This is a genomic window from Paracoccus pantotrophus (assembly GCF_008824185.1).
Taxonomy (GTDB): domain Bacteria; phylum Pseudomonadota; class Alphaproteobacteria; order Rhodobacterales; family Rhodobacteraceae; genus Paracoccus; species Paracoccus pantotrophus.
In genome coordinates, this window is the sequence record NZ_CP044426.1 from 1,304,065 (window position 1) to 1,326,586 (window position 22,522).

General features: G+C 68.0%; 20 protein-coding genes. 7 read left to right on the forward strand and 13 right to left on the reverse strand.

All coding sequences use genetic code 11. The features are described from left to right. The first annotated feature begins 50 nt into the window (after positions 1 to 50). Positions 51 to 650, forward strand: a complete 600-nt coding sequence (locus tag ESD82_RS16985; protein WP_024845126.1) for a 2-hydroxychromene-2-carboxylate isomerase — start codon at positions 51 to 53, stop codon at positions 648 to 650. After that, complete coding sequence (locus tag ESD82_RS16990; RefSeq protein WP_147427761.1) at positions 647 to 1,423, forward strand: alpha/beta fold hydrolase; 777 nt, start codon at positions 647 to 649, stop codon at positions 1,421 to 1,423. The genes ESD82_RS16985 and ESD82_RS16990 overlap by 4 nt, the downstream gene beginning before the upstream one ends. Positions 1,424 to 1,429: 6 nt before the next feature. Here the strand turns inward: ESD82_RS16990 and ESD82_RS16995 are convergent, their stop codons facing one another. The 7 genes from ESD82_RS16995 to ESD82_RS17025 form a co-directional block, all read right to left on the reverse strand. After that, complete coding sequence (locus tag ESD82_RS16995) at positions 1,430 to 1,780, reverse strand: H-type lectin domain-containing protein (protein ID WP_024845124.1); 351 nt, start codon at positions 1,778 to 1,780, stop codon at positions 1,430 to 1,432. A 94-nt stretch (positions 1,781 to 1,874) separates the two neighbouring features. Next, complete coding sequence (locus ESD82_RS17000) at positions 1,875 to 2,321, reverse strand: F0F1 ATP synthase subunit epsilon (RefSeq protein ID WP_024845123.1); 447 nt, start codon at positions 2,319 to 2,321, stop codon at positions 1,875 to 1,877. Between the two features lie 9 nt (positions 2,322 to 2,330). Further along, a complete protein-coding gene (gene atpD / locus ESD82_RS17005; RefSeq protein ID WP_024845122.1) occupies positions 2,331 to 3,755 on the reverse strand; it encodes a F0F1 ATP synthase subunit beta in 1,425 nt (474 codons plus the stop codon). Between the two features lie 17 nt (positions 3,756 to 3,772). Then, complete coding sequence (locus ESD82_RS17010) at positions 3,773 to 4,645, reverse strand: F0F1 ATP synthase subunit gamma (protein ID WP_024845121.1); 873 nt, start codon at positions 4,643 to 4,645, stop codon at positions 3,773 to 3,775. 12 nt (positions 4,646 to 4,657) lie between these two features. Continuing rightward, positions 4,658 to 6,193, reverse strand: a complete 1,536-nt coding sequence (gene atpA, locus ESD82_RS17015; RefSeq protein ID WP_024845120.1) for a F0F1 ATP synthase subunit alpha — start codon at positions 6,191 to 6,193, stop codon at positions 4,658 to 4,660. Beyond that, positions 6,193 to 6,759, reverse strand: a complete 567-nt coding sequence (locus ESD82_RS17020; RefSeq protein ID WP_024845119.1) for a F0F1 ATP synthase subunit delta — start codon at positions 6,757 to 6,759, stop codon at positions 6,193 to 6,195. The genes atpA and ESD82_RS17020 overlap by 1 nt, the downstream gene beginning before the upstream one ends. Before the next feature lie 315 nt (positions 6,760 to 7,074). Further along, positions 7,075 to 7,857, reverse strand: coding sequence for a methyltransferase domain-containing protein (locus ESD82_RS17025; RefSeq protein ID WP_024845118.1), 783 nt, complete (start codon positions 7,855 to 7,857; stop codon positions 7,075 to 7,077). A gap of 51 nt (positions 7,858 to 7,908) precedes the next feature. On the opposite strand from ESD82_RS17025, the gene gloB reads away from it, so the two are divergent. Together gloB and clpA are read left to right on the forward strand one after the other, a co-directional pair. Then, positions 7,909 to 8,655, forward strand: a complete 747-nt coding sequence (gloB, locus tag ESD82_RS17030; RefSeq protein ID WP_024845117.1) for a hydroxyacylglutathione hydrolase — start codon at positions 7,909 to 7,911, stop codon at positions 8,653 to 8,655. 261 nt (positions 8,656 to 8,916) lie between these two features. After that, positions 8,917 to 11,238 (forward strand): ATP-dependent Clp protease ATP-binding subunit ClpA, encoded by a 2,322-nt coding sequence (clpA, locus tag ESD82_RS17035; protein ID WP_024845116.1) that lies wholly within the window; start codon positions 8,917 to 8,919, stop codon positions 11,236 to 11,238. Between the two features lie 433 nt (positions 11,239 to 11,671). Here the strand turns inward: clpA and mfd are convergent, their stop codons facing one another. Both mfd and ESD82_RS17045 read right to left on the reverse strand, forming a co-directional pair. Further along, positions 11,672 to 15,136 (reverse strand): transcription-repair coupling factor, encoded by a 3,465-nt coding sequence (mfd, locus tag ESD82_RS17040; protein ID WP_147427760.1) that lies wholly within the window; start codon positions 15,134 to 15,136, stop codon positions 11,672 to 11,674. Positions 15,137 to 15,178: 42 nt separating this feature from the next. Beyond that, a complete protein-coding gene (locus ESD82_RS17045) occupies positions 15,179 to 15,745 on the reverse strand; it encodes a hypothetical protein (protein ID WP_147427759.1) in 567 nt (188 codons plus the stop codon). 151 nt (positions 15,746 to 15,896) lie between these two features. Between ESD82_RS17045 and hemB the strand changes: the two genes are divergently transcribed. Together hemB and ESD82_RS17055 are read left to right on the forward strand one after the other, a co-directional pair. After that, complete coding sequence (gene hemB, locus ESD82_RS17050) at positions 15,897 to 16,895, forward strand: porphobilinogen synthase (protein ID WP_147427758.1); 999 nt, start codon at positions 15,897 to 15,899, stop codon at positions 16,893 to 16,895. Positions 16,896 to 16,965: 70 nt separating this feature from the next. Beyond that, positions 16,966 to 17,538: a lipid-binding SYLF domain-containing protein gene (locus tag ESD82_RS17055; RefSeq protein ID WP_028710600.1), complete on the forward strand. Its 573-nt coding sequence runs from the start codon at positions 16,966 to 16,968 to the stop codon at positions 17,536 to 17,538. A gap of 41 nt (positions 17,539 to 17,579) precedes the next feature. Here ESD82_RS17055 and ESD82_RS17060 read toward each other — a convergent pair whose 3' ends face one another. Further along, the gene (locus ESD82_RS17060; protein ID WP_024845111.1) at positions 17,580 to 18,227 is read right to left on the reverse strand and encodes a lytic transglycosylase domain-containing protein; all 648 of its coding nucleotides are present in this window, start codon (positions 18,225 to 18,227) and stop codon (positions 17,580 to 17,582) included. Between the two features lie 206 nt (positions 18,228 to 18,433). Between ESD82_RS17060 and ssb the strand changes: the two genes are divergently transcribed. Beyond that, complete coding sequence (ssb, locus tag ESD82_RS17065) at positions 18,434 to 18,940, forward strand: single-stranded DNA-binding protein (RefSeq protein WP_024845110.1); 507 nt, start codon at positions 18,434 to 18,436, stop codon at positions 18,938 to 18,940. Between the two features lie 59 nt (positions 18,941 to 18,999). Here the strand turns inward: ssb and ESD82_RS17070 are convergent, their stop codons facing one another. From ESD82_RS17070 to ESD82_RS17080, 3 genes are read right to left on the reverse strand one after another with little or no spacing between them, the layout of a single operon-like run. Next, complete coding sequence (locus tag ESD82_RS17070) at positions 19,000 to 19,770, reverse strand: FadR/GntR family transcriptional regulator (protein ID WP_147427757.1); 771 nt, start codon at positions 19,768 to 19,770, stop codon at positions 19,000 to 19,002. A gap of 8 nt (positions 19,771 to 19,778) precedes the next feature. After that, positions 19,779 to 21,263: a M81 family metallopeptidase gene (locus tag ESD82_RS17075; protein ID WP_147427756.1), complete on the reverse strand. Its 1,485-nt coding sequence runs from the start codon at positions 21,261 to 21,263 to the stop codon at positions 19,779 to 19,781. Beyond that, the gene (locus ESD82_RS17080; protein ID WP_167521782.1) at positions 21,260 to 22,519 is read right to left on the reverse strand and encodes a Zn-dependent hydrolase; all 1,260 of its coding nucleotides are present in this window, start codon (positions 22,517 to 22,519) and stop codon (positions 21,260 to 21,262) included. Before ESD82_RS17080 ends, ESD82_RS17075 begins: the two co-directional genes overlap by 4 nt. Positions 22,520 to 22,522: the final 3 nt, after the last annotated feature.

Here is a 22,522-nt window from a genome sequence, read left to right on the forward strand (position 1 = left end):
ACCCCGCTTAGCACCGGGCTAGCCTGCCCGCAAACCCCGAGGACGAAACCATGGCGCATATCGACTATTACTTCGGCACCCCCAGCCCCTGGAGCTATCTCGCCGGCAACCGGCTGGAGGAAATCGCCGCCCGCCACGGGGCGACGATCACCTACAAGCCCGTCGATCTGCTGCAATTGTTCGACCGCACCGGTGGGGTGCGGCCGGCGAACCGCCACCCCTCGCGCATGGAATACCGCGCGCAGGAATTGCGGCGCTGGTCCGAACACCTGGGCATGGCGCTGAACCTGAAGCCCGCCTTCTGGCCGGTGAACCCCGCGCCTTCGTCCTATGCCATCATCGCCGCACAACAGGCGGGCGGCGGCGACCTGCCGGGGCTGGTGCAGGGCTTCCTGCGCGCCGTCTGGGCCGAGAATGCCGACATCGCCGACGACGCGGTGATCCGCCGCACGCTGGCCGCGGCGGGCTTCGACCCGGACCTGGCCGACAAGGGCCTGTTCGTCGGCGCCGAGACCTTCGGCCGCAACCTGGAACAGGCGGTCGAGGCCGGGGTCTTTGGCGCCCCCTTCTATGTGGTGCGCGAAACGGGCGAACGGTTCTGGGGCCAGGATCGGCTGGATTTCCTCGACCGGCACCTGGCAAGCCTGTGAGCGCGCTGCACCTGAGGCGCTGGCCGGGCAACGAGGACCGCCCGGCCCTGGCGCTGCATTGCATGATGGGCAACGCGGTCTATTGGGGGCCGATCGCCGAGGTGCTGCGCGACCGGGTGCGGATCAGCGCGCCGGACCTGCCCGGCCATGGGCAAAGTCCGGACTGGGACGAAGACGGGGACGCGCCGGATTACCACACCGACGTCACCCGCAAGGCCGCGGCGCTGATCGACCGGCCGCTGGACCTGATCGGCCACAGCATGGGCGCGACCGTGGCGCTGCGCATCGCCGTCGCCGCCCCCGAAGCGGTGCGCAGCCTGACCCTGATCGAGCCGGTGCTGTTCGCCGCCGCCCCCGAGCCGCTGAACGACGCGCTGATGGAGGATGTCGCGGCCCGGCTTGCCGCCGGAGAGGATGCCGAGGCGGCACGCGCCTTTCTGGGCGTCTGGGGCGGGCTCGACTGGGAGTCGCAGACCGCCGCGGGCAAAGCGCGGCTCGCGCGGCAGATCCACCTGGTCCAGGCCAGCAACCAGGCGCTGCGCCAAGACAGCGCCAATATCCTGCGGGAAGGCGGGCTGGAGGCCATCGACGCGCCGGTGCTGATCGTCATGGGCGAGGATTCGCCCGCCGTGATCCCGGCCATCGCCGATGCGCTGGCAGCGCGGCTGCCCGATGTCGGGCGCGCCCGCGTTCCCGGCGCCGGCCATATGCTGCCGATCACCCATCCGCGGCAGGTGGCCGAACTGATCGCGCTGAACCTGGACCAGGCCTGAGCAGGGTCAGTCCAGATCCCAGTCGTCCGCGTGTCGCAGGGGACCGATGGCCATCCAGCTGGCGCGGACGCGCGCGACGCGGGTATCGCCCCAGGTGCTGAATTGCAGCTCGAACCCTTCGGCGGTGATGTTCACCGCCTGAATATCGGCGCGCTGGTTGGCGGTGCTGTCCACATCCCACATGCTCAGCGAGACATGCACCACCGGCGGCTCGACGAAATGTTCGTCGAAGCGCACGGATCGCACTTCCACCCGCGGTCCATGCCCGGTCCACATCGGCCCGCCGCTCTCGAAAGCCGAAAACATCTCGGTCGAGCCATTGGCGACACCGACGGCGAAATATCCGAAACGTCGCACCCCTTCCCCCCTCCCCACGCCATGACAAACGATGGCGCAGAACAGATAAAGCCCCGGAAAACCGGGGCTTACCATCCTTTTTTGTCAATCCCGGTTAATGCGGGAAATTCGCCTGGTTCGGATCAAGCCCGATATGCGTGCCGAGCGCCTCCATGTCGGCCAGGAGCTTGACCGCCGCGGCGACCAGTTCCTCGCCGGCGGATTCGCGCTCCTTGGCGACTTCGACGCGACGACGGGCCTGGGCCATCATCTCGTTGAAGACCTCCTGCGTCATCTCGGCACGGGGATGCCCGCGTTCGGCCAGCAGGGTGACGGAGTCGTTGTTGATCTCGGCGAAGCCGCCGGTCACCGCGAATTCCGTCTCGGACCCGTCGCCCGCCACCACGGTCACCAGACCGGGGCGCAGGTTGACGATGGCCGGCGCATGGCCGGGCATCGCCGTCAGGTCGCCATCGGCGCCGGGCAAGCGCACCTCGCGCACCGGGACGGAAACCAGGTTCCGTTCCGGCGAGACGAGGTCGAACTGCATCGTGTCGGCCATGTCGCCCCCTTACGCCGCGTCAGCGGCGAGACGCTGAGCCTTGGCTTTCACTTCCTCGATGCCGCCGACCATGTAGAAGGCCGCCTCGGGCAGGTGATCGTATTCGCCGGCCACGACCGCCTTGAACGACTTGATCGTATCCTCCAGCGGCACCTGCACCCCGTCCGAGCCGGTAAAGACCTTGGCCACGTCGAAGGGCTGCGACAGGAAACGCTGGATCTTCCGGGCGCGGGCCACGGTCAGCTTGTCCTCTTCCGACAGTTCGTCCATGCCGAGAATGGCGATGATGTCCTGCAGCGACTTGTATTTCTGCAGGATGCCCTGGACGTCGCGGGCGACCTGGTAATGCTCTTCGCCGACGATCGCCGGATCGAGGATCCGCGAGTTCGAGTCGAGCGGGTCCACGGCCGGGTAGATGCCCAGTTCCGAGATGGCGCGCGACAGAACCGTCGTGGCGTCCAGGTGGGCAAAGGTCGTGGCCGGGGCCGGGTCGGTCAAGTCGTCGGCCGGAACGTAGACGGCCTGGATCGAGGTGATCGAGCCGTTCTTGGTCGAGGTGATGCGCTCCTGCATCGCGCCCATGTCGGTGGCCAGCGTCGGCTGGTAGCCCACGGCCGAGGGGATGCGGCCCAGAAGCGCCGACACTTCCGAACCCGCCTGGGTGAAGCGGAAGATGTTGTCGACGAAGAACAGAACGTCGGTGCCGGTCGCGTCGCGGAACTGCTCGGCCAGGGTCAGGCCGGTCAGCGCCACGCGCATCCGCGCCCCCGGAGGCTCGTTCATCTGGCCATAGACCAGCGCCACCTGCGATTGCGCCAGGTTGTCCGGCTTGATGACGCCCGATTCCACCATCTCGTGATAGAGGTCATTGCCCTCGCGGGTCCGCTCGCCGACGCCCGCGAAGACCGAATAGCCCGAGTGCACCTTGGCGATGTTGTTGATCAGTTCCATGATCAGAACCGTCTTGCCGACGCCGGCGCCGCCGAACAGGCCGATCTTGCCGCCCTTGGAATAGGGGGCCAGCAGGTCGATGACCTTGATGCCCGTCACCAGGATCTCGGAGGCGGTCGCCTGGGCGGCGAAGTCCGGGGCCGGCTGGTGGATGGCGCGGGTCTGGGTCGCCTCGACCGGGCCGCCTTCGTCGACTGGCTCGCCGACCACGTTCAGGATGCGGCCCAGGGTCGCATCGCCGACCGGGACGGTGATCGGGCCGCCGGTGTCGCGCACCGGCAGGCCGCGGACCAGACCTTCGGTCGCGTCCATGGCGATGGTGCGGACGGTGTTCTCGCCCAGGTGCTGGGCCACTTCCAGCACCAGGCGCTTGCCGTTGTTCTCGGTTTCCAGAGCGTTCAGAATCGCAGGAAGCTGGCCGTCGAACTGCACGTCGACGACGGCGCCGATCACCTGCGTGATTTTTCCATTGGCCTCTGCCATGTCTCTACCTCTACGTGTCAGAGCGCCTCTGCGCCCGAGATGATTTCAATCAGTTCCTTGGTGATCGCGGCCTGACGCGAGCGGTTGTATTCCGTCGTCAGCCTGTCGATCATGTCGCCGGCATTGCGCGTGGCGTTGTCCATGGCGGTCATCCGCGCGCCCTGTTCGGACGCGGCATTCTCCAGCAGCGCCGCAAAGACCTGCGTCGCCACCGAGCGCGGCAGAAGGTCGTTCAGGATCGCGCTTTCATCCGGCTCGTAATCGTAGAGCGCCGAGGCCGCGGCCTCGCCCTCCTCGACCACGGCGGGGATGATCTGCCTTGCGGTCGGAACCTGGCTGATCACCGTTTCGAAGCGGTTGTAGAACAGCGTCGCCACGTCGAACTCGCCGGCGTCGAAGCGGTCGAGGATCTCGTCCGCGATCTGGCGCGCGTTCTCGTAGCCGATGCGCTTGACCTCGCTCATGTCGACGTGATGGACAAAGAGGTCGCTGTATTCGCGCTTCAGCTGCTCGCGGCCCTTCTTGCCGACGGTCAGGATCGACACCTGCTTGCCCTGCGCCTGCAACTCCTGCAGGCGCAGGCGGGCGAGCTTGACGATGGACGAGTTGAACCCGCCCGCAAGCCCGCGCTCCGAGGTCATCACCACCAGCAGGTGACGGCGGTCTTCGCCGGTCCCCGCCAGCAGCCGCGGCGCCATGTCCGAGCCCGCCGCCGCAGCGGTCAGCCCGGCCATCACCGAGGCCATCCGGTCGGCATAGGGACGCGCAGCCTCCGCCGCTTCCTGCGCGCGGCGCAGTTTCGCGGCGGCGACCATCTGCATCGCCTTGGTGATCTTGCGCGTGTTCTTGACGCTGCCGATCCGGTTCTTGAGATCCTTGAGGCTGGGCATCTATCCCTCCTCTCAGGCGTAGGTCTTGGCGTAGCCGTCCAGCGCTGCCTTGATCGCATCCTCAAGCTCGCCCGCCACCTTGCGGTCGTTCCTGGTCATGTCCTCAAGCAGATCGGCCTTCTGGTTGCGCAGATACTGGATCAGCCCCTGCTCCCATTTGGTCACGTCGCGGACCGGGATGCCGTCCAGGTAGCCCTTGGTGCCGGCATAGATGACGATGACGATCTCGGCATTGGTCAGCGGCGAGTATTGCGGCTGCTTCATCAGCTCGGTCAGGCGGGCGCCGCGGTTCAAGAGCTTCTGCGTCGCCGCGTCGAGATCCGAACCGAACTGCGCGAAGGCCGCCATCTCGCGATATTGCGCCAGTTCCAGCTTGACCGGGCCGGCGACCGATTTCATCGCCTTGGTCTGGGCGGCGGAGCCCACGCGCGACACCGAAAGGCCGGTGTTCACGGCCGGGCGGATGCCCTGGAAGAACAGCTCGGTTTCCAGGAAGATCTGGCCGTCGGTGATCGAGATCACGTTGGTCGGGATATAGGCCGACACGTCGCCCGCTTGCGTTTCGATGATCGGCAGCGCGGTCAGCGAGCCGGCGCCATTGGCCTCGTTCAGCTTGGCCGAACGCTCCAGCAGGCGCGAATGCAGGTAGAACACGTCGCCCGGATAGGCTTCGCGCCCCGGCGGACGGCGCAGCAAGAGCGACATCTGGCGATAGGCCACGGCCTGCTTGGACAGGTCGTCATAGATGATCAGCGCATCCATGCCGTTATCGCGGAAATATTCGCCCATGGCGGTGGCCGAATAGGGCGCCAGATACTGCATCGGCGCCGGGTCCGAGGCGGTCGCGGCCACGACGGTGGTGTAGGCCATGGCGCCGGTCTCTTCCAGCTTCTTCACCAGCTGGGCCACGGTCGAGCGCTTCTGGCCGACGGCGACATAGATGCAGTGCAGGGTCTTCATGCCATCGGCCTCGCGGCCGTTGTAGTTCGCCTGGTTCAGGATGGTGTCCAGCGCGATGGCGGTCTTGCCGGTCTGGCGGTCGCCGATGATCAGCTCGCGCTGGCCGCGGCCGACCGGGATCATGGCATCCACCGATTTCAGGCCGGTCGCCATCGGCTCGTGCACCGATTTGCGCGGCATGATGCCGGGGGCCTTCACGTCGGCGATGCGGCGCTCGGAGGCGTTCAGCGGGCCCTTGCCGTCGATCGGGTTGCCCAGCGCGTCGACGACGCGGCCCAGCAGTTCCTTGCCGGCGGGGACTTCCACGATGGCGCCGGTGCGCTTGACGGTGTCGCCTTCCTTGATGTCGCGGTCGTCGCCGAAGATCACGACGCCGACGTTGTCGGTTTCAAGGTTCAGCACCATGCCGCGGATGCCGCCCGGGAATTCGACCATCTCGCCGGCCTGAACCTTGTCCAGGCCATAGACGCGGGCGATGCCGTCACCGACGGACAGCACCTGCCCGACCTCGGCCACCTCGGCGTCCTGACCGAAATTCTTGATCTGATCCTTGAGGATGGCCGAGATTTCGGCTGCCTGGATTCCCATTATCCGACCTCTTTCATAGCATTCTGGAGGGAGGCGAGCTTCGAGCGGATCGAGCTGTCGATCATCTGCGAGCCCAGTTTGACGATCATGCCGCCGATGAGGCTGTCATCGACACGCGCGTTCAGTTTCACCTTCTTGCCCGATTTCGCGGCCAGCGTATCCGCAAGGCGGGCTTTCTGTTCGTCCGTCAGCGCCTGGGCGCTGACCACGTCGGCGGTGACTTCGCCCTTCGCATCGGCGATCAGGCTGCGCAGCTTGGCCAGCAGTTGCGGCAGGGCGAACAGCCGGCGGTTGCGGGCCATCAGGCGCAGCGTGTTGGCCAGTTCGGGCGAAAGCCCCATGCGGCCGGCAAGCGCGCCGATCGCAGTTTCCTGCTGCTGGCGGTCGTAGAGGGGCGAGAGGGTCAGATCGCGCAGATCCTGGCTGGCGTCATAGGCCGAGGCCAGATCGTCGATCTGGGCGGACAGGGCGTCGATGCCGCCCGAGTCCCTGACCAGATCGAACAGGGCCTGCGCGTAACGCCCGGCGATATCAGCGGAAATCGAAGCGGAATTGGCCACGGTCATCCTTCCGGTTAGCGCAAGCTCCGCAGGCGGGCCGGCGGGCGGGCCGGTCTGTCGCGGAGCGCGGGTCAAGGGCGGGCCCTGGCACAATCCGGCTGAGGCCTTCCCGAAATCTGCGGCGTCTCTAGCAGGTGATTTTCCCTGCCGCAACCGCCTTGAACACGGAAAAATGAGCGTTTGCGGCCCTTGGCCGAGGACCGGCTGCGACCGATTGCGCAAACAGCCCGTCCGCCCGGTCGCCGGCGCCTGCGCAGAACCGCGATGCGGCGCAGGCAGGCGGGGGGATTCGCCCGGCGGCGGTCGGCCCGCCCGCCCCGCTCAGCCCGGACCCCGCGCGGTGCGCCCGGCCCCCTGTCCCGCCGGCTGCGGCCGGGCGATGCCGCCCAGCACGTCGAGCGGGCTGGGCACGCTGACGCGCCGCCCCGGCCCGGCCGGCGCCTGCACCTGCTTGCTGAACTCGGTCAGCACCACGCCCGCGACCAGAACCTGGCTGATGCGCAGCCCGGCGCGCTCCCACATCTGCGCGCTTTTCAGCCAGAACCGCCGATCCGAGGGCGGGATGTAGAGCGCGGCCCCCGTGCGCTCGGTCACGAAGCCCGCCTCGCGGGCCTGCATCTCCAGCTGCCCCGCGGTATAGCTGCGCCCGAAGCCGAAGGGCGTCGTCTCGGACCGCGCCCACAGCCCGGCACGGTTCGGCACCATGATCAAAAGCCGTCCGCCCGGCCCCAGCACGCGCCAGGCCTCGTCCAGCAGGACGAAGGGATGGTCCGCCGTCTCCAGCGCGTGCAGCAGCACCAGCCGGTCCACGCTGCCGGTATCCAGCGGCCAGGCCGTCTCCTCGCACAGGACCGAGCAGTTGGGCATTCCCGTCGGCCAGGCCATCACCCCCTGCGGCCCCGGCATCAGCGAAATGACCCGCCGCGCCCGCGCCAGCCAGGGCCGCAGCAGCGGCGCGGCGAAGCCATAGCCGGCCACGGTCATGCCCTGCGCCTGATCGGGCGGCCACAGCCCGGTCAGCCGGTCGCGCAGCACGCGCTGGACCACCCGGCCCAGGGGACGGTTGTAATAGAATTTCCGCAGCTCATAGACGTCGTGATGCATTGCGCCTCCGGCCTCGCGAGGCCAGACTGCGGCAAAGAAAGGAATTTGCCAATGCCGCTGGAACTCGTGCCTGTCCGCTGCCTGACCGACAACTATGCCTGGCTCGTGCATGGCAACGGCCGGACCGCGCTGGTCGATGCGCCCGAGGCCGCGCCCATCCTGGCGGAACTGGCGGCGCGCGGCTGGTCGCTGGACCAGATCGCGCTGACCCACCACCATGCCGACCACATCCAGGCCGTGCCCGAACTGGTCGCGCAGACCGGCGCCGCGGTGATCGGCAACGCCCGGGATGCCGCCCGGCTGCCGCCGCTGGACCAGGCCGTGCGGCCCGGCGAACGCTTCGCGCTTTGCGGCGAAGCAGCCGAGGTGATCGACGTTCCCGGCCATACCATCGGCCATGTCGCCTTCCACCTGCCCGGCCCGGCCATGGTCTTCACCGCCGACAGCCTGATGGCGCTCGGCTGCGGCCGGCTGTTCGAGGGTAATGCCGAGACGATGTGGGCCAGCCTCTCACGCCTGAACGCCCTGCCGGCGGAAACGCTGGTCTGCTCGGGACATGATTATTGCCGCGGCAACGGCGCCTTCGCCCTATCGGTCGATCCGGGCAATGCCGCGCTGCGCGAAAGGCTGGCCGAAACCGCGGCCGGCACCCGGCCCTGCGCCCCCTCGACCCTGGCCGAGGAACGCGCGACCAATCCCTTCCTGCGGGTGGCCGAACTGGCCGATTCCCTTGGCTTGGCAGGGGCTTCCGAGGCCGCGGTCTTTGCCGAGCTGCGCGCCAGGAAGGATCGGTTCTGAGGTGTTTTCGCAACGCAGCAAGAGCAAGACGCCCCAGGCGCATCCCGGCCGCGCCGGTGCAATCTGCGGGAGCGGCATGCTTGAAATTCGGCCAAGGAACATCACATCTGCCTTAACCGCGGGAAATTCGGCAGGGGCGGACGCAAATACCGCTTGAACTGCGCGAGAATCCACCAAATCTTAACTGTATCGTGACAGTCTGGTCAGGTGGACCGCTAAATCTGGCGGCCCATACCGCCAGCCGACTGACAGGAGCTTGAAGTGCCGTCCTTTTCGACCTCGCTGGAACAGGCCATCCATGCCGCGCTCGCGCTGGCCAACGAACATCGCCATGAGCTTGCCACGCTTGAACACCTCCTGCTCGCGCTGACGGAAGAACCTGATGCCGTGAAGGTGATGCGCGCGTGCAATGTCGATCTGGACGAGTTGCGCCGCATGCTGGTCGAGTTCATCGAGGACGACCTTTCGACCCTCATCACCGATGTCGAGGGTTCTGAGGCCGTCCCCACCGCCGCCTTCCAGCGCGTGATCCAGCGCGCCGCGATCCATGTGCAAAGCTCGGGCCGGACCGAGGTGACGGGGGCGAACGTCCTGGTCGCCATCTTCGCCGAGCGCGAATCCAACGCCGCCTTCTTCCTGCAGGAACTGGACATGACGCGCTATGACGCGGTGAATTTCATCGCCCATGGCGTCGCCAAGAACCCTTCCTTCTCGGAAAACCGCCCGGTCCAGGGCGCCGAGCAGCAGGCCGAGCAGGCCCAGGTCGAAACCGCCCAGCCCAAGGACGAATCCGCGCTGGCGAAATATTGCGTCGACCTGAACAAGAAGGCCGCCAAGGGCGATGTCGATCCGCTGATCGGCCGCGCCGACGAGGTGGAACGCTGCATCCAGGTGCTGTGCCGGCGTCGCAAGAACAACCCGCTGCTGGTCGGCGATCCCGGCGTCGGCAAGACCGCCATCGCCGAGGGGCTGGCGCTCAAGATCACCCGCGGCGAGACGCCGGACGTGCTGGCCGGCTCGACCATCTTCTCGCTCGACATGGGCGCGCTTCTGGCCGGCACCCGCTATCGCGGCGATTTCGAGGAACGGCTGAAGGCGGTGGTCAAGGAACTGGAGGACCATCCCGACGCCATCCTCTTCATCGACGAGATCCATACGGTGATCGGCGCGGGCGCCACCTCGGGCGGCGCCATGGACGCCTCCAACCTGCTCAAGCCGGCCTTGGCCGGCGGCAAGCTGCGCTGCATGGGCTCGACCACCTACAAGGAGTTCCGCCAGCATTTCGAAAAGGACCGCGCGCTCTCGCGCCGCTTCCAGAAGATCGACGTGAACGAGCCGACCGTGCCCGACACGATCAAGATCCTGATGGGGCTGAAGCCCAGCTTCGAAAAGCATCACGACCTGCGCTATACCAATGACGCGATCAAGATGGCGGTCGAACTGTCGGCGCGCTACATCCACGACCGCAAGCTGCCCGACAAGGCCATCGACGTGATCGACGAGGCCGGCGCGGCGCAACACCTGGTCGCGGAAAGCAAGCGCCGCAAGACCATCGGCCCGAAGGAGATCGAGGCGGTGGTGGCCAAGATCGCCCGCATCCCGCCGAAAAGCGTCTCCAAGGACGATGCCGCGGTGCTCAAGGATCTGGACGCGACGCTGAAGCGGCTGGTCTTCGGCCAGGACGCGGCGATCGAGGCGCTGTCCTCGGCGATCAAGCTGGCGCGGGCCGGCCTGCGCGAGCCCGAAAAGCCGATCGGCAACTATCTCTTCGCCGGCCCCACCGGCGTCGGCAAGACCGAGGTGGCCAAGCAGCTCGCCTCGACGCTGGGGGTGGAACTGCTGCGCTTCGACATGTCGGAATACATGGAAAAGCACGCAGTCAGCCGGCTGATCGGCGCGCCTCCGGGCTATGTCGGCTTCGACCAGGGCGGGCTTCTGACCGATGGGGTGGACCAGCATCCGCATTGCGTGCTGCTGCTCGACGAGATCGAAAAGGCGCATCCGGATGTCTATAACATCCTGCTTCAGGTCATGGACCACGGCAAGCTCACCGACCATAACGGCCGCCAGGTGGATTTCCGCAACGTGATCCTGATCATGACCTCGAACGCGGGCGCGGCGGACCAGGCCAAGGCCGCCTTCGGCTTCGGCCGCGAGCGGCGCGAGGGTGAGGATACCGCCGCCATCGAGCGCACCTTCACGCCGGAATTCCGCAACCGGCTGGATGCGGTGATCAGCTTCGCGCCGCTCTCGCGCGAGATCATCGTGCAGGTGGTCGAGAAATTCGTCCTCCAGCTCGAGGCCCAGCTGATCGACCGCGGCGTCCATATCGAACTGAGCCCCGAGGCCGCCGACTGGCTGGCCGAACGCGGCTATGACGAGAAGATGGGCGCACGCCCCCTGGGCCGGGTGATCCAGGAAACGATCAAGAAGCCGCTGGCCGAGGAGCTGCTGTTCGGCCGGCTGACCAAGGGCGGCGTGGTCCGGGTGCGGATCGAGGACGACAAGCCCGTCTTCGACATCACCGGCCCCGAGACGCCCAGGATCAGCAACTCCAAGCCGCCGCTCTTGACGGCCGACTGATCCGGACCCGAAGGGCGGCGCCACCACGACGCCGCCCTTTTTCTTTCGGCCGGCCTAGCGGGGCGGGCTTGCATGCCCTTGCCAGCCAACGGCCGCCGGCAGGGCTTCGGTTATCGGCCTGGCTGCCTTCCGCACGCCTGCCAGCCGACCGCGCCGAGAGCCCCCCTTTCACTGGCCAAGAATACCCTTGCCGGGGCGTTCAGCCGGTTCGGAAACGAAGCCGCCACCTCCAGGTCAGCCCAGGCCCGATGTCCCGCAGGCAGGGGCGGTTCCGCAAAATCCCCCGCACGCTCGCCGCATCCCTTGTCTCCGGACGCCGCACATGGGTTCGCCCAGCGGGCCTGGCCTCGGCACGCCCTGCTTCTTTCTTGTCCAAATATCCTGGGGGCCCGGGGGCAAAGCCCCCGGCTTCGGCACTGCGGCCAGAGCCGCGCTATCCCTTGGCCCTGCCTTCCCTGATCTTCGCCGCCAGTTCCTTGGCGATGGCGAAACTGCCCTTGATGCGGTCGGCATCGGTCGGCCAGTCGCGCAGGACGATAATGCGGTTGTCGCTGACCTTGGCCTGGCCGCGCTGGTCGTGGATGAACTCGACCAGCCCGGCCGGGTTCGGGAACTTGTCGCCGTGGAACTGGATGGTCGCGCCCTTGGGGCCCGCATCCAGCTTGGAAATATTCGCCCGCTTGGCCATGGCCTTGATGCGGATGACCAGCAAAAGCGTGTTCACCTCGCGCGGCAAGGGCCCGAAACGGTCGATCAGCTCGGCGGCAAAGCCCTCCAGTTCCACCTTGGTCGTCAGCTCGGCCAGCCGCCGGTAAAGCCCCAGCCGCACGTCCAGGTCGGGCACATAGCTTTCCGGGATCGTCACCGGCACGCCCAGGTTCAGCTGCGGCGCCCATTCATCCTCGGGCGTGCCCTCGATCTCGCCGGATTTCAGCTTGGCGATGGTCTCCTCCAGCATCTGCTGGTAAAGTTCGAAGCCGACTTCCTTGATATGGCCGGACTGTTCCTCGCCCAGCAGGTTCCCGGCGCCGCGCAGGTCCAGATCCTGCGAGGCCAGGTTGAAGCCGGCGCCCAGGCTGTCGATGGCGCCCAGGAACTTCAGCCGCCGCATCGCCTGCGGGGTCAGCGGCACCCGCGGCTTGGTGGTCAGGTAGCAATAGGCGCGGGTCTTGGAGCGCCCGACCCGGCCGCGGATCTGGTATAGCTGCGCCAGGCCGAACATGTCGGCGCGCCAGACCACCATGGTGTTCGCGGTCGGGATATCCAGGCCCGATTCGACGATGCTGGTCGCCAGCAGCACATCAGCGCCGCGGTCGTAAAAGGCGTTCATCCGCTGGTCCAGGTCGCCCGCCGCCAACTGCCCATGAGCGACGATGGTGCTGACCTCGGGCACGTGCTCGCGCAGCCATGCCTCGATTTCGGGCAGGTCCGAGAGGCGCGGCACGACGAAGAAGCTCTGCCCGCCGCGATATTTCTCGCGCAGCAGCGCCTCGCGGATGGTCACGCTGTCGAACTCCGATACATAGGTGCGGATCGACAGCCGGTCCACCGGCGGCGTGCCGATGATCGACAGGTCCCGCACCCCGGTCAGCGACAGCTGCAAGGTGCGCGGGATCGGCGTCGCGGTCAGGGTCAGGACGTGGATGTCGCTGCGCAGCTCCTTCAGCCGCTCCTTGTGGGCGACGCCGAAATGCTGCTCCTCGTCCACGATCAACAGGCCCAGATTCTTGAAGCGCACCTGCTTGGCCAGCACCGCATGGGTGCCGACGACGATGTCCACCGTGCCCTCGGCCAGGCCCTTGCGGGTCTCGGCCGCGTCACGCGCGGAAACGAAGCGCGACAGCGGCCGGACATCGATCGCCGTGCCGCGGAAGCGTTCGGCGAAGGTGCGGAAATGCTGGCGCGCCAGCAGCGTCGTCGGCGCCACCACCGCCACCTGCCGGCCCTGGCTCGCGGCGATGAAGGCGGCGCGCATGGCGACCTCGGTCTTGCCGAAGCCCACGTCGCCCACCACCAGCCGGTCCATCGGGCGGCCGGCGGCCAGATCCTCGGCCACGTCGGCAATGGCGCTGGCCTGGTCCTCGGTCTCGGCATAGGGAAAGCGGGCGGCGAAGCTTTCGATCTCGTGATGCTCGGGCTCCAGCACCGGGGCGGGGCGCAGCATGCGCTCGGCTGCGACGCGCATCAGCTTGTCGGCGATCAGCTTGATGCGTTCCTTGAGCCGCGCTTTCCGGGCCTGCCAGGCGCCGCCGCCCAGCTTGTCCAGCAAACCCTCCTCATGCCCATAGCGGCTGAGCAGTTCGATGTTTTCCACCGGCAGGTAAAGCCGGTCGCCGCCGGCATATTCCAGCGCCACGCAATCATGCGGCACGCCAAGCGCCTTGACGGTTTCGAGGCCAGTATAGCGGCCGATGCCGTGCTCGACATGCACGACTAGGTCGCCGGGGGTCAGCGTGGTGGTGTCGCGCAGGAAATTCTCGGCCTTGCGGCGCTTCTTCGCCCCCCGGATCAGCCGGTCGCCCAGCACGTCCTGTTCCGAGATCACCGCCAGGGCCCCGGTGGCCGAGCCGTCCGAGGTGAAGCCCTCCTCCAGCGGCCAGACCGCCAGCCCCAGCGCGCCGGGCTGGTCGGGCAGGTCACGCAGATCGGCGATGGGCTTGGCGCCCTTGATGCCCTCGTCGGCGATCAGCCCGGCAAGCCGCTCGCGCGCGCCTTCCGAGAAACTGGCGATCACCACCCGGCGCGAAGCTTGAAGATTTCGAATATGATCCGCGAGTGCATTGAAAAGATTTCCCTTCTCGGCCTGCCGCTCGGGCGCAAAATTGCGACCGACCCGGCCGCCGGCATCCAGCACGCCCGGACCAGGAGGTTGCGGCAGCACCGACAGGCGCAGCAGCCGATGCGCGGCCAGCCAGCGCGCCCATTCGGCCTCGTCGGGGAACATCCCGGCGGGGGGCACGGGGCGATAGACGGTGTCACTGCCGCCCTTGCGGGCCAGCGCCTCGCGCCGGGCGTCGAACTGTTCGGTGATCGTGTGCCAGCGCGCATCGCGCACCTGGTCCAGGTGATCGTCCGCAACCACCGAGGCGCCGGGCAGGTAATCGAACAGGCTTTCCAGCCGCTCGTGGAACCAGGGCAGCCAATGCTCCATGCCCGCCATCTTGCGGCCGGCGCTGATGCCTTCGTAAAGCGGATCGTTGGCGGCGGCGCCATATTCCACGCGGTAGTTCTGGCGAAAGCGGGTGATGGCAGCCTCGTCCAGGATCACCTCGGACATGGGCGCAAGCTCGATACGGTCAAGCTTTTCGACGGAACGCTGTGTTTCTGCATCGAATCTGCGCGCGCCCTCCAGCACGTCGCCGAACATATCCAGCCGGATCGGCCCCGATTCACCGGGCGGGAAGATGTCGATGATGCCGCCGCGGATCGCGAAATCGCCGGGCTCGGTCACGGTCGGGGCCTGCGAGAATCCCATGCGGGCCAGGAAGGCGCGCAAGGCGGCCTCGTCCATGCGGTCGCCCACCGCGGCCGAGAAGCCGGCATCGCGCAGCACCTCGCGCGCGGGCACGCGCTGCATGGCGGCCGACAGCGTGGTCAGCACCACGAAGGGCCCTTTCAGCGCGCCATGCGCCAGCGCCGTCAGCACCGCCATGCGCGCCGCCATCACCCCGGCGGCGGGCGAGACGCGGTCATAGGGCGTGGTGTCCCAGGCCGGGAATTCCAGCACCGCGGCCGCAGGCGCAAAGAACGCCAGCGCCGCCCGCATCGCGGCCATGCGCCGGTCGTCGCGGGCGATATGGATGACGGGATTGCCGCGGGCCAGTTCGCGCGCGACCAGCGCGGCGTCCATGCCCTCGGGCGCGCCGGACAGGGTCAGGTGTTCGGGAAGCGGTGCCATGCGCCCCGAGGTAAAGCGGGCATCGGCGAAGTCAAGACCGGTTCAGAAGCCGAAGGGATGCAGGATCATCCAGAGCGCGCCGTAAAAGGCGGTCAGCGCCACCGCCAGGACCGACATGGCCAGGATCACCATCCGGTGCCGGCGCATCAGCCGCGCGGCCTCGGCCCCGGCCTCGTTGACCGGCTGGCCCACCTCGGCGCGGGCCAGGATCACGCGCAGGCGCCGCGCCAGCCGCAATTCCAACCCGAAAAGCAGGGCGAAGGGCAGAACCAGCAGCACCAGCGCCTGCGCCATCTCCAGCCCGTAGCCAAAGCCCAGGATGGCCAGCGTCGTCAGCAGGAACGAGCCCAGGCCCAAGAGGATCGCGCCCTCGCGCCGGTCGAGGCGCCAGCGCGGCAAGGTCAGCGACAGCCAGTCGAGCAGCGCCAGGGCGGCGGGGTCGTCCTCGGGGCCCGGCTCGGCGCTGATGGCCCCGGAAATCACGTCCGAGGGCACGCCCAGGATGCGGCGTCCCGCCAGGGTCCAGGCCAGAGTCAGGATCACCCAGAACCAGATCGAGCCGAAAGACCGGCTGTCCAGCAGGGCGAGGATTCCCTCGGGTCGGGGCACGTCTTCTCCTTGCAGCGGTTGCGCGGGGCAAACTAACCGGGTGCGGCGCAAAGGAAAACCTCGATTTTCGGCGCCGGGCGGCAAGGGGTTGCGCGGCGCGGGGCATGGGTGCAGGTTCGGGCCAGATCATTGCAAGCCACAGGCCCTGCCCATGTCCCCGACCCCGATCACCGCCCCCTTCCCCGCCGCCCGCCTGCGCCGGCTGCGCCGCACGCCGGCGCTGCGCGCCATGGTGACGGAAACGACCCTGACCCCCGCCAACCTGATCTGGCCGATCTTCGTGACCGAGATCGCCGGCGGCGAGGGCGAGATCCCCTCGATGCCCGGCGTCGAGCGGCTGACGCTGGACGGCGCCAAGCGCGCCGCGGAAACCGCGATGCGGCTGGGCATCCCGGCGATCTGCATCTTTCCCCATTCCGACCCGGACCTGAAGACCGAGAGCTGCGAGCGCGCCTGGGATCCCGACAACATCGGCAACCGCGCCATCCGCGCCATCAAGCAGGTGGCCCCCGAACTGGCGGTGATGACCGACATCGCGCTGGACCCCTATAACGCCAACGGCCATGACGGGCTGGTGCGCGACGGGGTGATCCTGAACGACGAGACGGTCGAGGCGCTTGGCCGCATGGCGCTGGTCCAGGCCGAGGCGGGGGCGGACATCCTGGGCCCCTCGGACATGATGGACGGGCGCATCGGCGCATTGCGCGGGCGGCTGGAGGAAAACGGCCACAAGGACGTGGCGATCCTGTCCTATGCGGCGAAATTCGCCAGCGGGTTCTATGGGCCGTTCCGCGACGCGGTGGGCGCCTCGGGGCGGCTGGTGGGCGACAAGAAGACCTATCAGGTGAACCCCGCCAATCGCGAAGAGGCGATGCGCTGCGTCGCCCGCGACCTCTCCGAGGGCGCCGACATGGTCATGGTCAAGCCCGGCATGCCCTATCTGGACATCTGCCGCATGGTCAAAGACCAGTTCGCGGCACCGACCTTCGCCTATCAGGTCAGCGGCGAATATGCGATGATCGAGGGCGCGATCCGCAACGGCTGGCTGGCGCGCGAGGTGGTGGTGGAAAGCCTGCTCGCCTTCCGCCGCGCCGGCTGCGACGGCATCCTGACCTATTACGCGCCGCAGGTGGCCGAAAGGCTGGCATGAGGGCGCGCGCCCGTCTATCATCGCCGCCTTGACAGGTGGGGCAACCGCCGAACAGGGAACGAGGGCTAGGATGATGTATTCCAACGGGATGAGCCGGCGATTTGTGCTGCTGGGCGGGGCGGCGCTGGGGCTCGCGGGCTGCTCGAACGCGATCGGACAGGATGCGCCCTCGCGGCTGGACGCGCGCGTCGATGCGACGCGGGACTTCCTGCTGCGCAGCTATCCCAATGTCGCGCCCATGGTGCAGAACGCCAAGGGCGTGCTTTACATGCCGCTGATGACCGAGGCGGGCTTCGGCGTCGGCGGCGCCTATGGCCAGGGCGCGCTGCGCATCAACGACGTGACGGTGGATTACTATTCGGCGGCGCAGGCCAGCGTCGGCTTCCAGATCGGCGCGCAGCAATATGCCCATGTGCTGATCTTCCAGACCGATGCCGCGCTGGCCGATTTCCGCCGCGCGCCGGGCTGGGTGGCCGAGGCCGGGGCCTATTACGCGCTGCCCGCCGGGGGCGTCTCGATGGGCACCGATACCATCACCGCGCAGCAGCCGGTGGTGGCGATGATCTTCGGCCAGTCGGGTCTGATGGCCGGCGCCTCGATCGCCGGGACGAAATACAGCCGCGTCATCCCCTCGACCTTCTGAGGAAAAACGCCAAGGCCGGACGCCCTGCCCGGCCCTGCCTTTCAGCTGCCGTGGATGATGCGGACGTAGTTGCGCGTCTCGCGATAGGGCGGCACGCCGCCGTATTTCGCCACCGCCGCCGGCCCGGCATTATAGGCCGCCAGCGCCAGCCGCCAGCTGCCGAAGGTATTGTACATCATGCGCAGGTAGCGCGCGCCGCCTTCCAGGTTCTGGATCGGGTCGTTCGGATCGACGCCCAGCTTGGCCGCCGTGCCCGGCATCAGCTGCGCCAGCCCCTGCGCGCCCTTGTGCGAGCGCGCCGACGGGTTCCAGCCCGATTCCTGCTGCACCAGGCGCAGGAACAGATCCTCGGGGATGCCGTGCTTGCGCGCGACGGCGCGGGCATGGGGCAGATACTGGCTGCGCCGGTTGCCGCGATAGGCGGGAATCGCGGTGGGGATGTCCAGTTCCACCACGCTCTTGGTCGAGGTGCCGCCGGGGCGCAGCCGGGCCGACTGCTGGTATTGCGCGGCCAGACGCGAATCCATCAGCCGGGTCTGGCGCTCGAACTGGGCCAGCCGCGACTTGCCGCTTTTCGCCTGCAGCCGCAGCCCGTCGGCCGCGGCGGGGGCGGCCAGCCCGGCCGAAAACGCCAGGACCATCACGGCCCGGCCCAACTGGCGCATCATCGCCCGATCGCGTGAAAGCATCATTCGTCCCTCATGCATGGCGTCTTCTTTTTTGGCTGCACTATAGCGCAAAGCCCGGCGCGTGCCGCAAGGGGATTTTACCGCGCGCCGGCGGCCGCGATCATCGGCGGATTTCCGCCTGTGCCCGCTGATGCCATTCCGCTTGCTCCCCCGCCCCCTCACGCGCTACACCCCGCGGGAACGAAGCCAACGAAAGGGACCGCAGCATGGCTGGCAGCGTGAACAAGGTGATCCTGGTCGGCAACCTGGGCCAAGACCCGGAGATCCGCAGCTTTCCCAGCGGCGGCAAGGTCGCCAACCTGCGCATCGCCACGTCCGAGACCTGGAAGGACCGCAATACCGGCGAGCGCAAGGAGCGCACCGAATGGCACACGGTCGCCATCTATTCCGAGCCCCTGGTCCGCGTGGCCGAGCAATATCTGAAAAAGGGCTCCAAGGTCTATGTCGAGGGCCAGCTGGAAACCCGCAAGTGGCAGGACCAGAGCGGCAACGACCGCTATTCGACCGAGGTGGCGCTGCGCCCCTTCCGCAGCGAGCTGCACATGCTCGACAGCCGCGGCGGCGGCGGTGGCGGCGGCCGCGATGACGGTTATGGCGGCGGCGGTTACGGTGGCGGCGGCTATGGCGGCGGCAGCTCGTCGGGCGGCAGTTCCTCGGGCGGCGGCGGGCAATCGCAGAACCGGCCCGATTTCGACGACGACATCCCGTTCTGATCGCGGGTGCCCAACCCGGTCCCACAAATCCCGGCCCCTCGCGGCCGGGATTTTCCGTTTCAGAACCGGCTCAGCAGGTCCGAGCGGAACGAGGCGTCCAGCCGGCGCATGTAGCTTTCGGCGCAGCACATGTGATCGTGCATGATGCGGGCCGCGGCATCGCCATCCTCGGCGCGAAAGGCGGCCAGCAGCTGCCGGTGGCTTTCGATATTCGCCTCGCCGAAGATCTCGTGCTCGCGCATGCTTTCGCTGCGATAGCTGACCAGGTCGCGCAGCATGCTGTTCAGGAAGCGGCACATGAAGACCAGGATCACGTTGTCCGAGGCCTCGCAGAGGATGTCGTGGAACTCGGTCTCGGCCCGGCGCACCAGGGCGCGGTCCTGGGCCGCGTTCGCCGCTTCGCAGATGCGGATGTTCTCTTCCAGCCGACGGAAATGCTCGGGCGTCAGCTTGCCGATGACGTTACGCGCCAGGCTGACTTCCAGCGACTGGCGCAGCTCGTAGACCTGGGCGAAGTCGATCCTCTGGAAATGCAGGTATTGCCGCAGCTGCTGGGTGACGATGTCGATCGAGGCGGGCTGGATCTCGGGCCCGCCGTTCGGACCCGAGAGCATGCGCACCAGCCCCTCGACCTCTAGCGCCTTCAGCGCCTCGCGGATGGTGCCTTTCGAGCAGCCGTAATGTTCCATCAGCGCGCGCTCATGCGGCAATCGGTCGCCGGGGCGCAAGCCGTCGCGGGCGATGCGGCGGCGGATGTCCTCGGCCACCTGGTCCGACAGCTTGATGCGGGTAAGCCTGCGTTCCTTGCCTGCCGGCGCGTCCTGATCCATGCGGTCCTTCAATCCTGCCAGGTTGTCCCCAGGTCCAGCGGATATATGGGCCGGGCGAGTTTTTTGAAAGCGAACAGATCGTAATCCGAGGCGGTTACGCCCGAGCTTGCGCATTCCACCACGGCTTGCGCAAGCGGCTCGAAGACCGGGCGACAATACATGCGCGATTTCAGGTGCAGGAAGCGCGCCTGCGCGGCGTCAAGCCCCAGGCAGGAAAAGCAACCCAGGTCCAGCGGCTCGTGCGGCTGCTCGCAGACGACGATGCGCGCGGCGCCGGTGTCGAAGGCGGCGGCGCGGCCCATCGACAGCTCCTGCCCGTGATAGATCGGCCCGGCGACGCGATAGCGCCCGTCCGACAGCGCCGTCACCCGACCCTTCAGCCGCAGCGGCGGGCGCGGCGCGGGCAGGCCCTCGGCCGGGGTCTTGTTGCCCAAGGTGATTTCCAGCTCGGCTCCCTCGCCTGCGGCGAAAAGCTGCACCACGGTTTCGGGATCGGCGACGGGACCGACCAGGATGCCCTGCTGCCCGGCGGCCAGCAATTCCTCCAGCACGTCCATCACGTCGCAGCTGCCGCCCGACATGCAATTGTCGCCATGATCCAGCAGCAGAACCGGCGCCGAACCGTCTGCCAGAGCCGCGGCGCGGGCGACGGATTGCGCCAGCGGCTCCTCGACATAGACATATTCGGCGCGCCGCCGCCATGCCTCGCGGCCAAGCTCCTGCGCGACCGCGCGCGCAAGCTCGGGCGTGTCGGCAACGGTGACGATGGAGAGGCCGGTCTCGGCCAGGTCGGCGATGGGAAAGCCGCCAAAGACCGTCGCCGCCTGCACGCCCGGCCGCGCCTCGGCCTGCCGCGCCAGCGCGATCAGGTCGGTCATGGCGCAATCGGTCGTGGTGTTCATGCACAGCGTCGCCGCCAGCATCGGCGGGTGGCACAGCGCCATGGCCGGGCGCGGGCCGCCGGATAGCAGCGGCTCGAACAGGCGCGCGACATGCTCGCCGGTCGCGACCATGTCCACATGCGGATAGGTCTTGAAGCCGACGATCACGTCGCAATGCTCCAGCATCGCTTGGGTGATGTTGCCATGCAGGTCCAGCGCCACGCCGATGGGCACGCCCGGCGCGGCGGCGCGGACGCGGCGCAGAAGCTCGCCTTCGCCATCGTCATGGCTGCGCGTCACCATGGCGCCGTGCAGGTCCAGCAGGATGCCGTCGCAGCCCCCTTCCACCGCCGCCAGGATCGCCTGCGCCATGGCCTCGAAGGCCTCGTCCTCGACGGGCCCCGAGGGCATGGCATGGGCGATCAGCGGCACTTCCACCTCGGCACCGATGCGGTGGGCGAAGGCGTGGAAGGCGCCGATGGCGGCGGGATAGTTCTCGGCCGCCGCCAGCGCCTCCCCGCCCCATTTCGGGGCAAAGGCGGCCAAGGGCGTCTTGACCGGCGAGAAGCTGTTGGTCTCGTGGTTCAGCCGGGCCAGGACAAGGCGGGTCATGCGGCGGCCTCCTTGCGGGCCTCGGCCATGCGGCGGTCATAGTCCAGAACCGCCTCCAGCAGCACCTGCGCGCCGGCGGCGCATTCCTCGGGCTCGGTCGATTCGGCGGGGTTGTGGCTCAGCCCGTCCCTGCAGGGCACGAAGATCATCGTCGTCGGCGCCAGTGCCGCCGCATGGGCCGCGTCATGGCCGGCGCCCGAGATGATGTCGCGCGTCGAATAGCCCGCCGCCTGCGCCCCCGCCCTGACCGAGGCGATGCATTCGGCGTCGAAGACCACCGGCGCGGTGCGCGAGATCTGCTCCAGCCGGCTTTCCAGCCCGACCGCTTGGGCGGCATCCCGCACCAGTTCCTCGACCTCGGCCTGCATCCGGTCCAGCACCGCGTCCGAAGGATGGCGCAGGTCGATGGTGGCGCGCACCTGGCCGGGGATCACGTTATGCGAATTGGGGCTGATCTCCAGGAAGCCGATGGTGCCTACCGCGTCCCTATGCGCCTTGGCGATGCGGTCGATCCCCTCGATCACCCGCGCCATGCCCAGCAGCGCGTTGCGGCGCATCCCCATCGGGGTCGAGCCGGTATGCGCCGCCGTACCGGTCAGCGTCAGTTCGAACCAGCGCATGCCCTGGATGCCCTGCACCACGCCGATCTCAACCTCCTCGGCCTCCAGGATCGGCCCCTGCTCGATATGCAACTCGAACATGGCGCCGAAGCGGACTGATCCCGCCTTGGTCTCGCCGCGATAGCCGATGCGGTCGAGGCTGGCGCCGAAGCTGTCGCCGCGGGCGTCCGTGCGCCCGTCGCCATAGTCGCGGCTGTAGACCCCGGCCCAGATCCCCGAGCCGAGCATCGCCGGCGAAAAGCGCGAGCCTTCCTCGTTGGTCCAGTTGACCAGCATCAGGGGCGCCTCGGTCTGGTAGCCGGCGGCGTCGAGCGTGCGCAGCACCTCGAGCCCGGCCAGCACCCCCAGCACGCCGTCGAACTTGCCGCCCGTGGGCTGGGTATCCAGATGGCTGCCCATGGCGATGGCAGGCAGGTCCGCGCGGGTGCCGGGACGGGTGGCGAACATGTTGCCGGCCTCGTCCACGGTCATGCTGAGACCCAGCGCGGCGCATTGGGCGCGCAGCCAGTCGCGCACGCGGCGGTCGTCCTCGGACAGCGTCAGCCGGGCAATGCCGCCGTCGGGCGTGGCCCCGATCCGCGCCGTCTCCATCAGGCTGTCCCACAGCCTTTCGGCGTCGATTGTCAGGTTGGACATGGT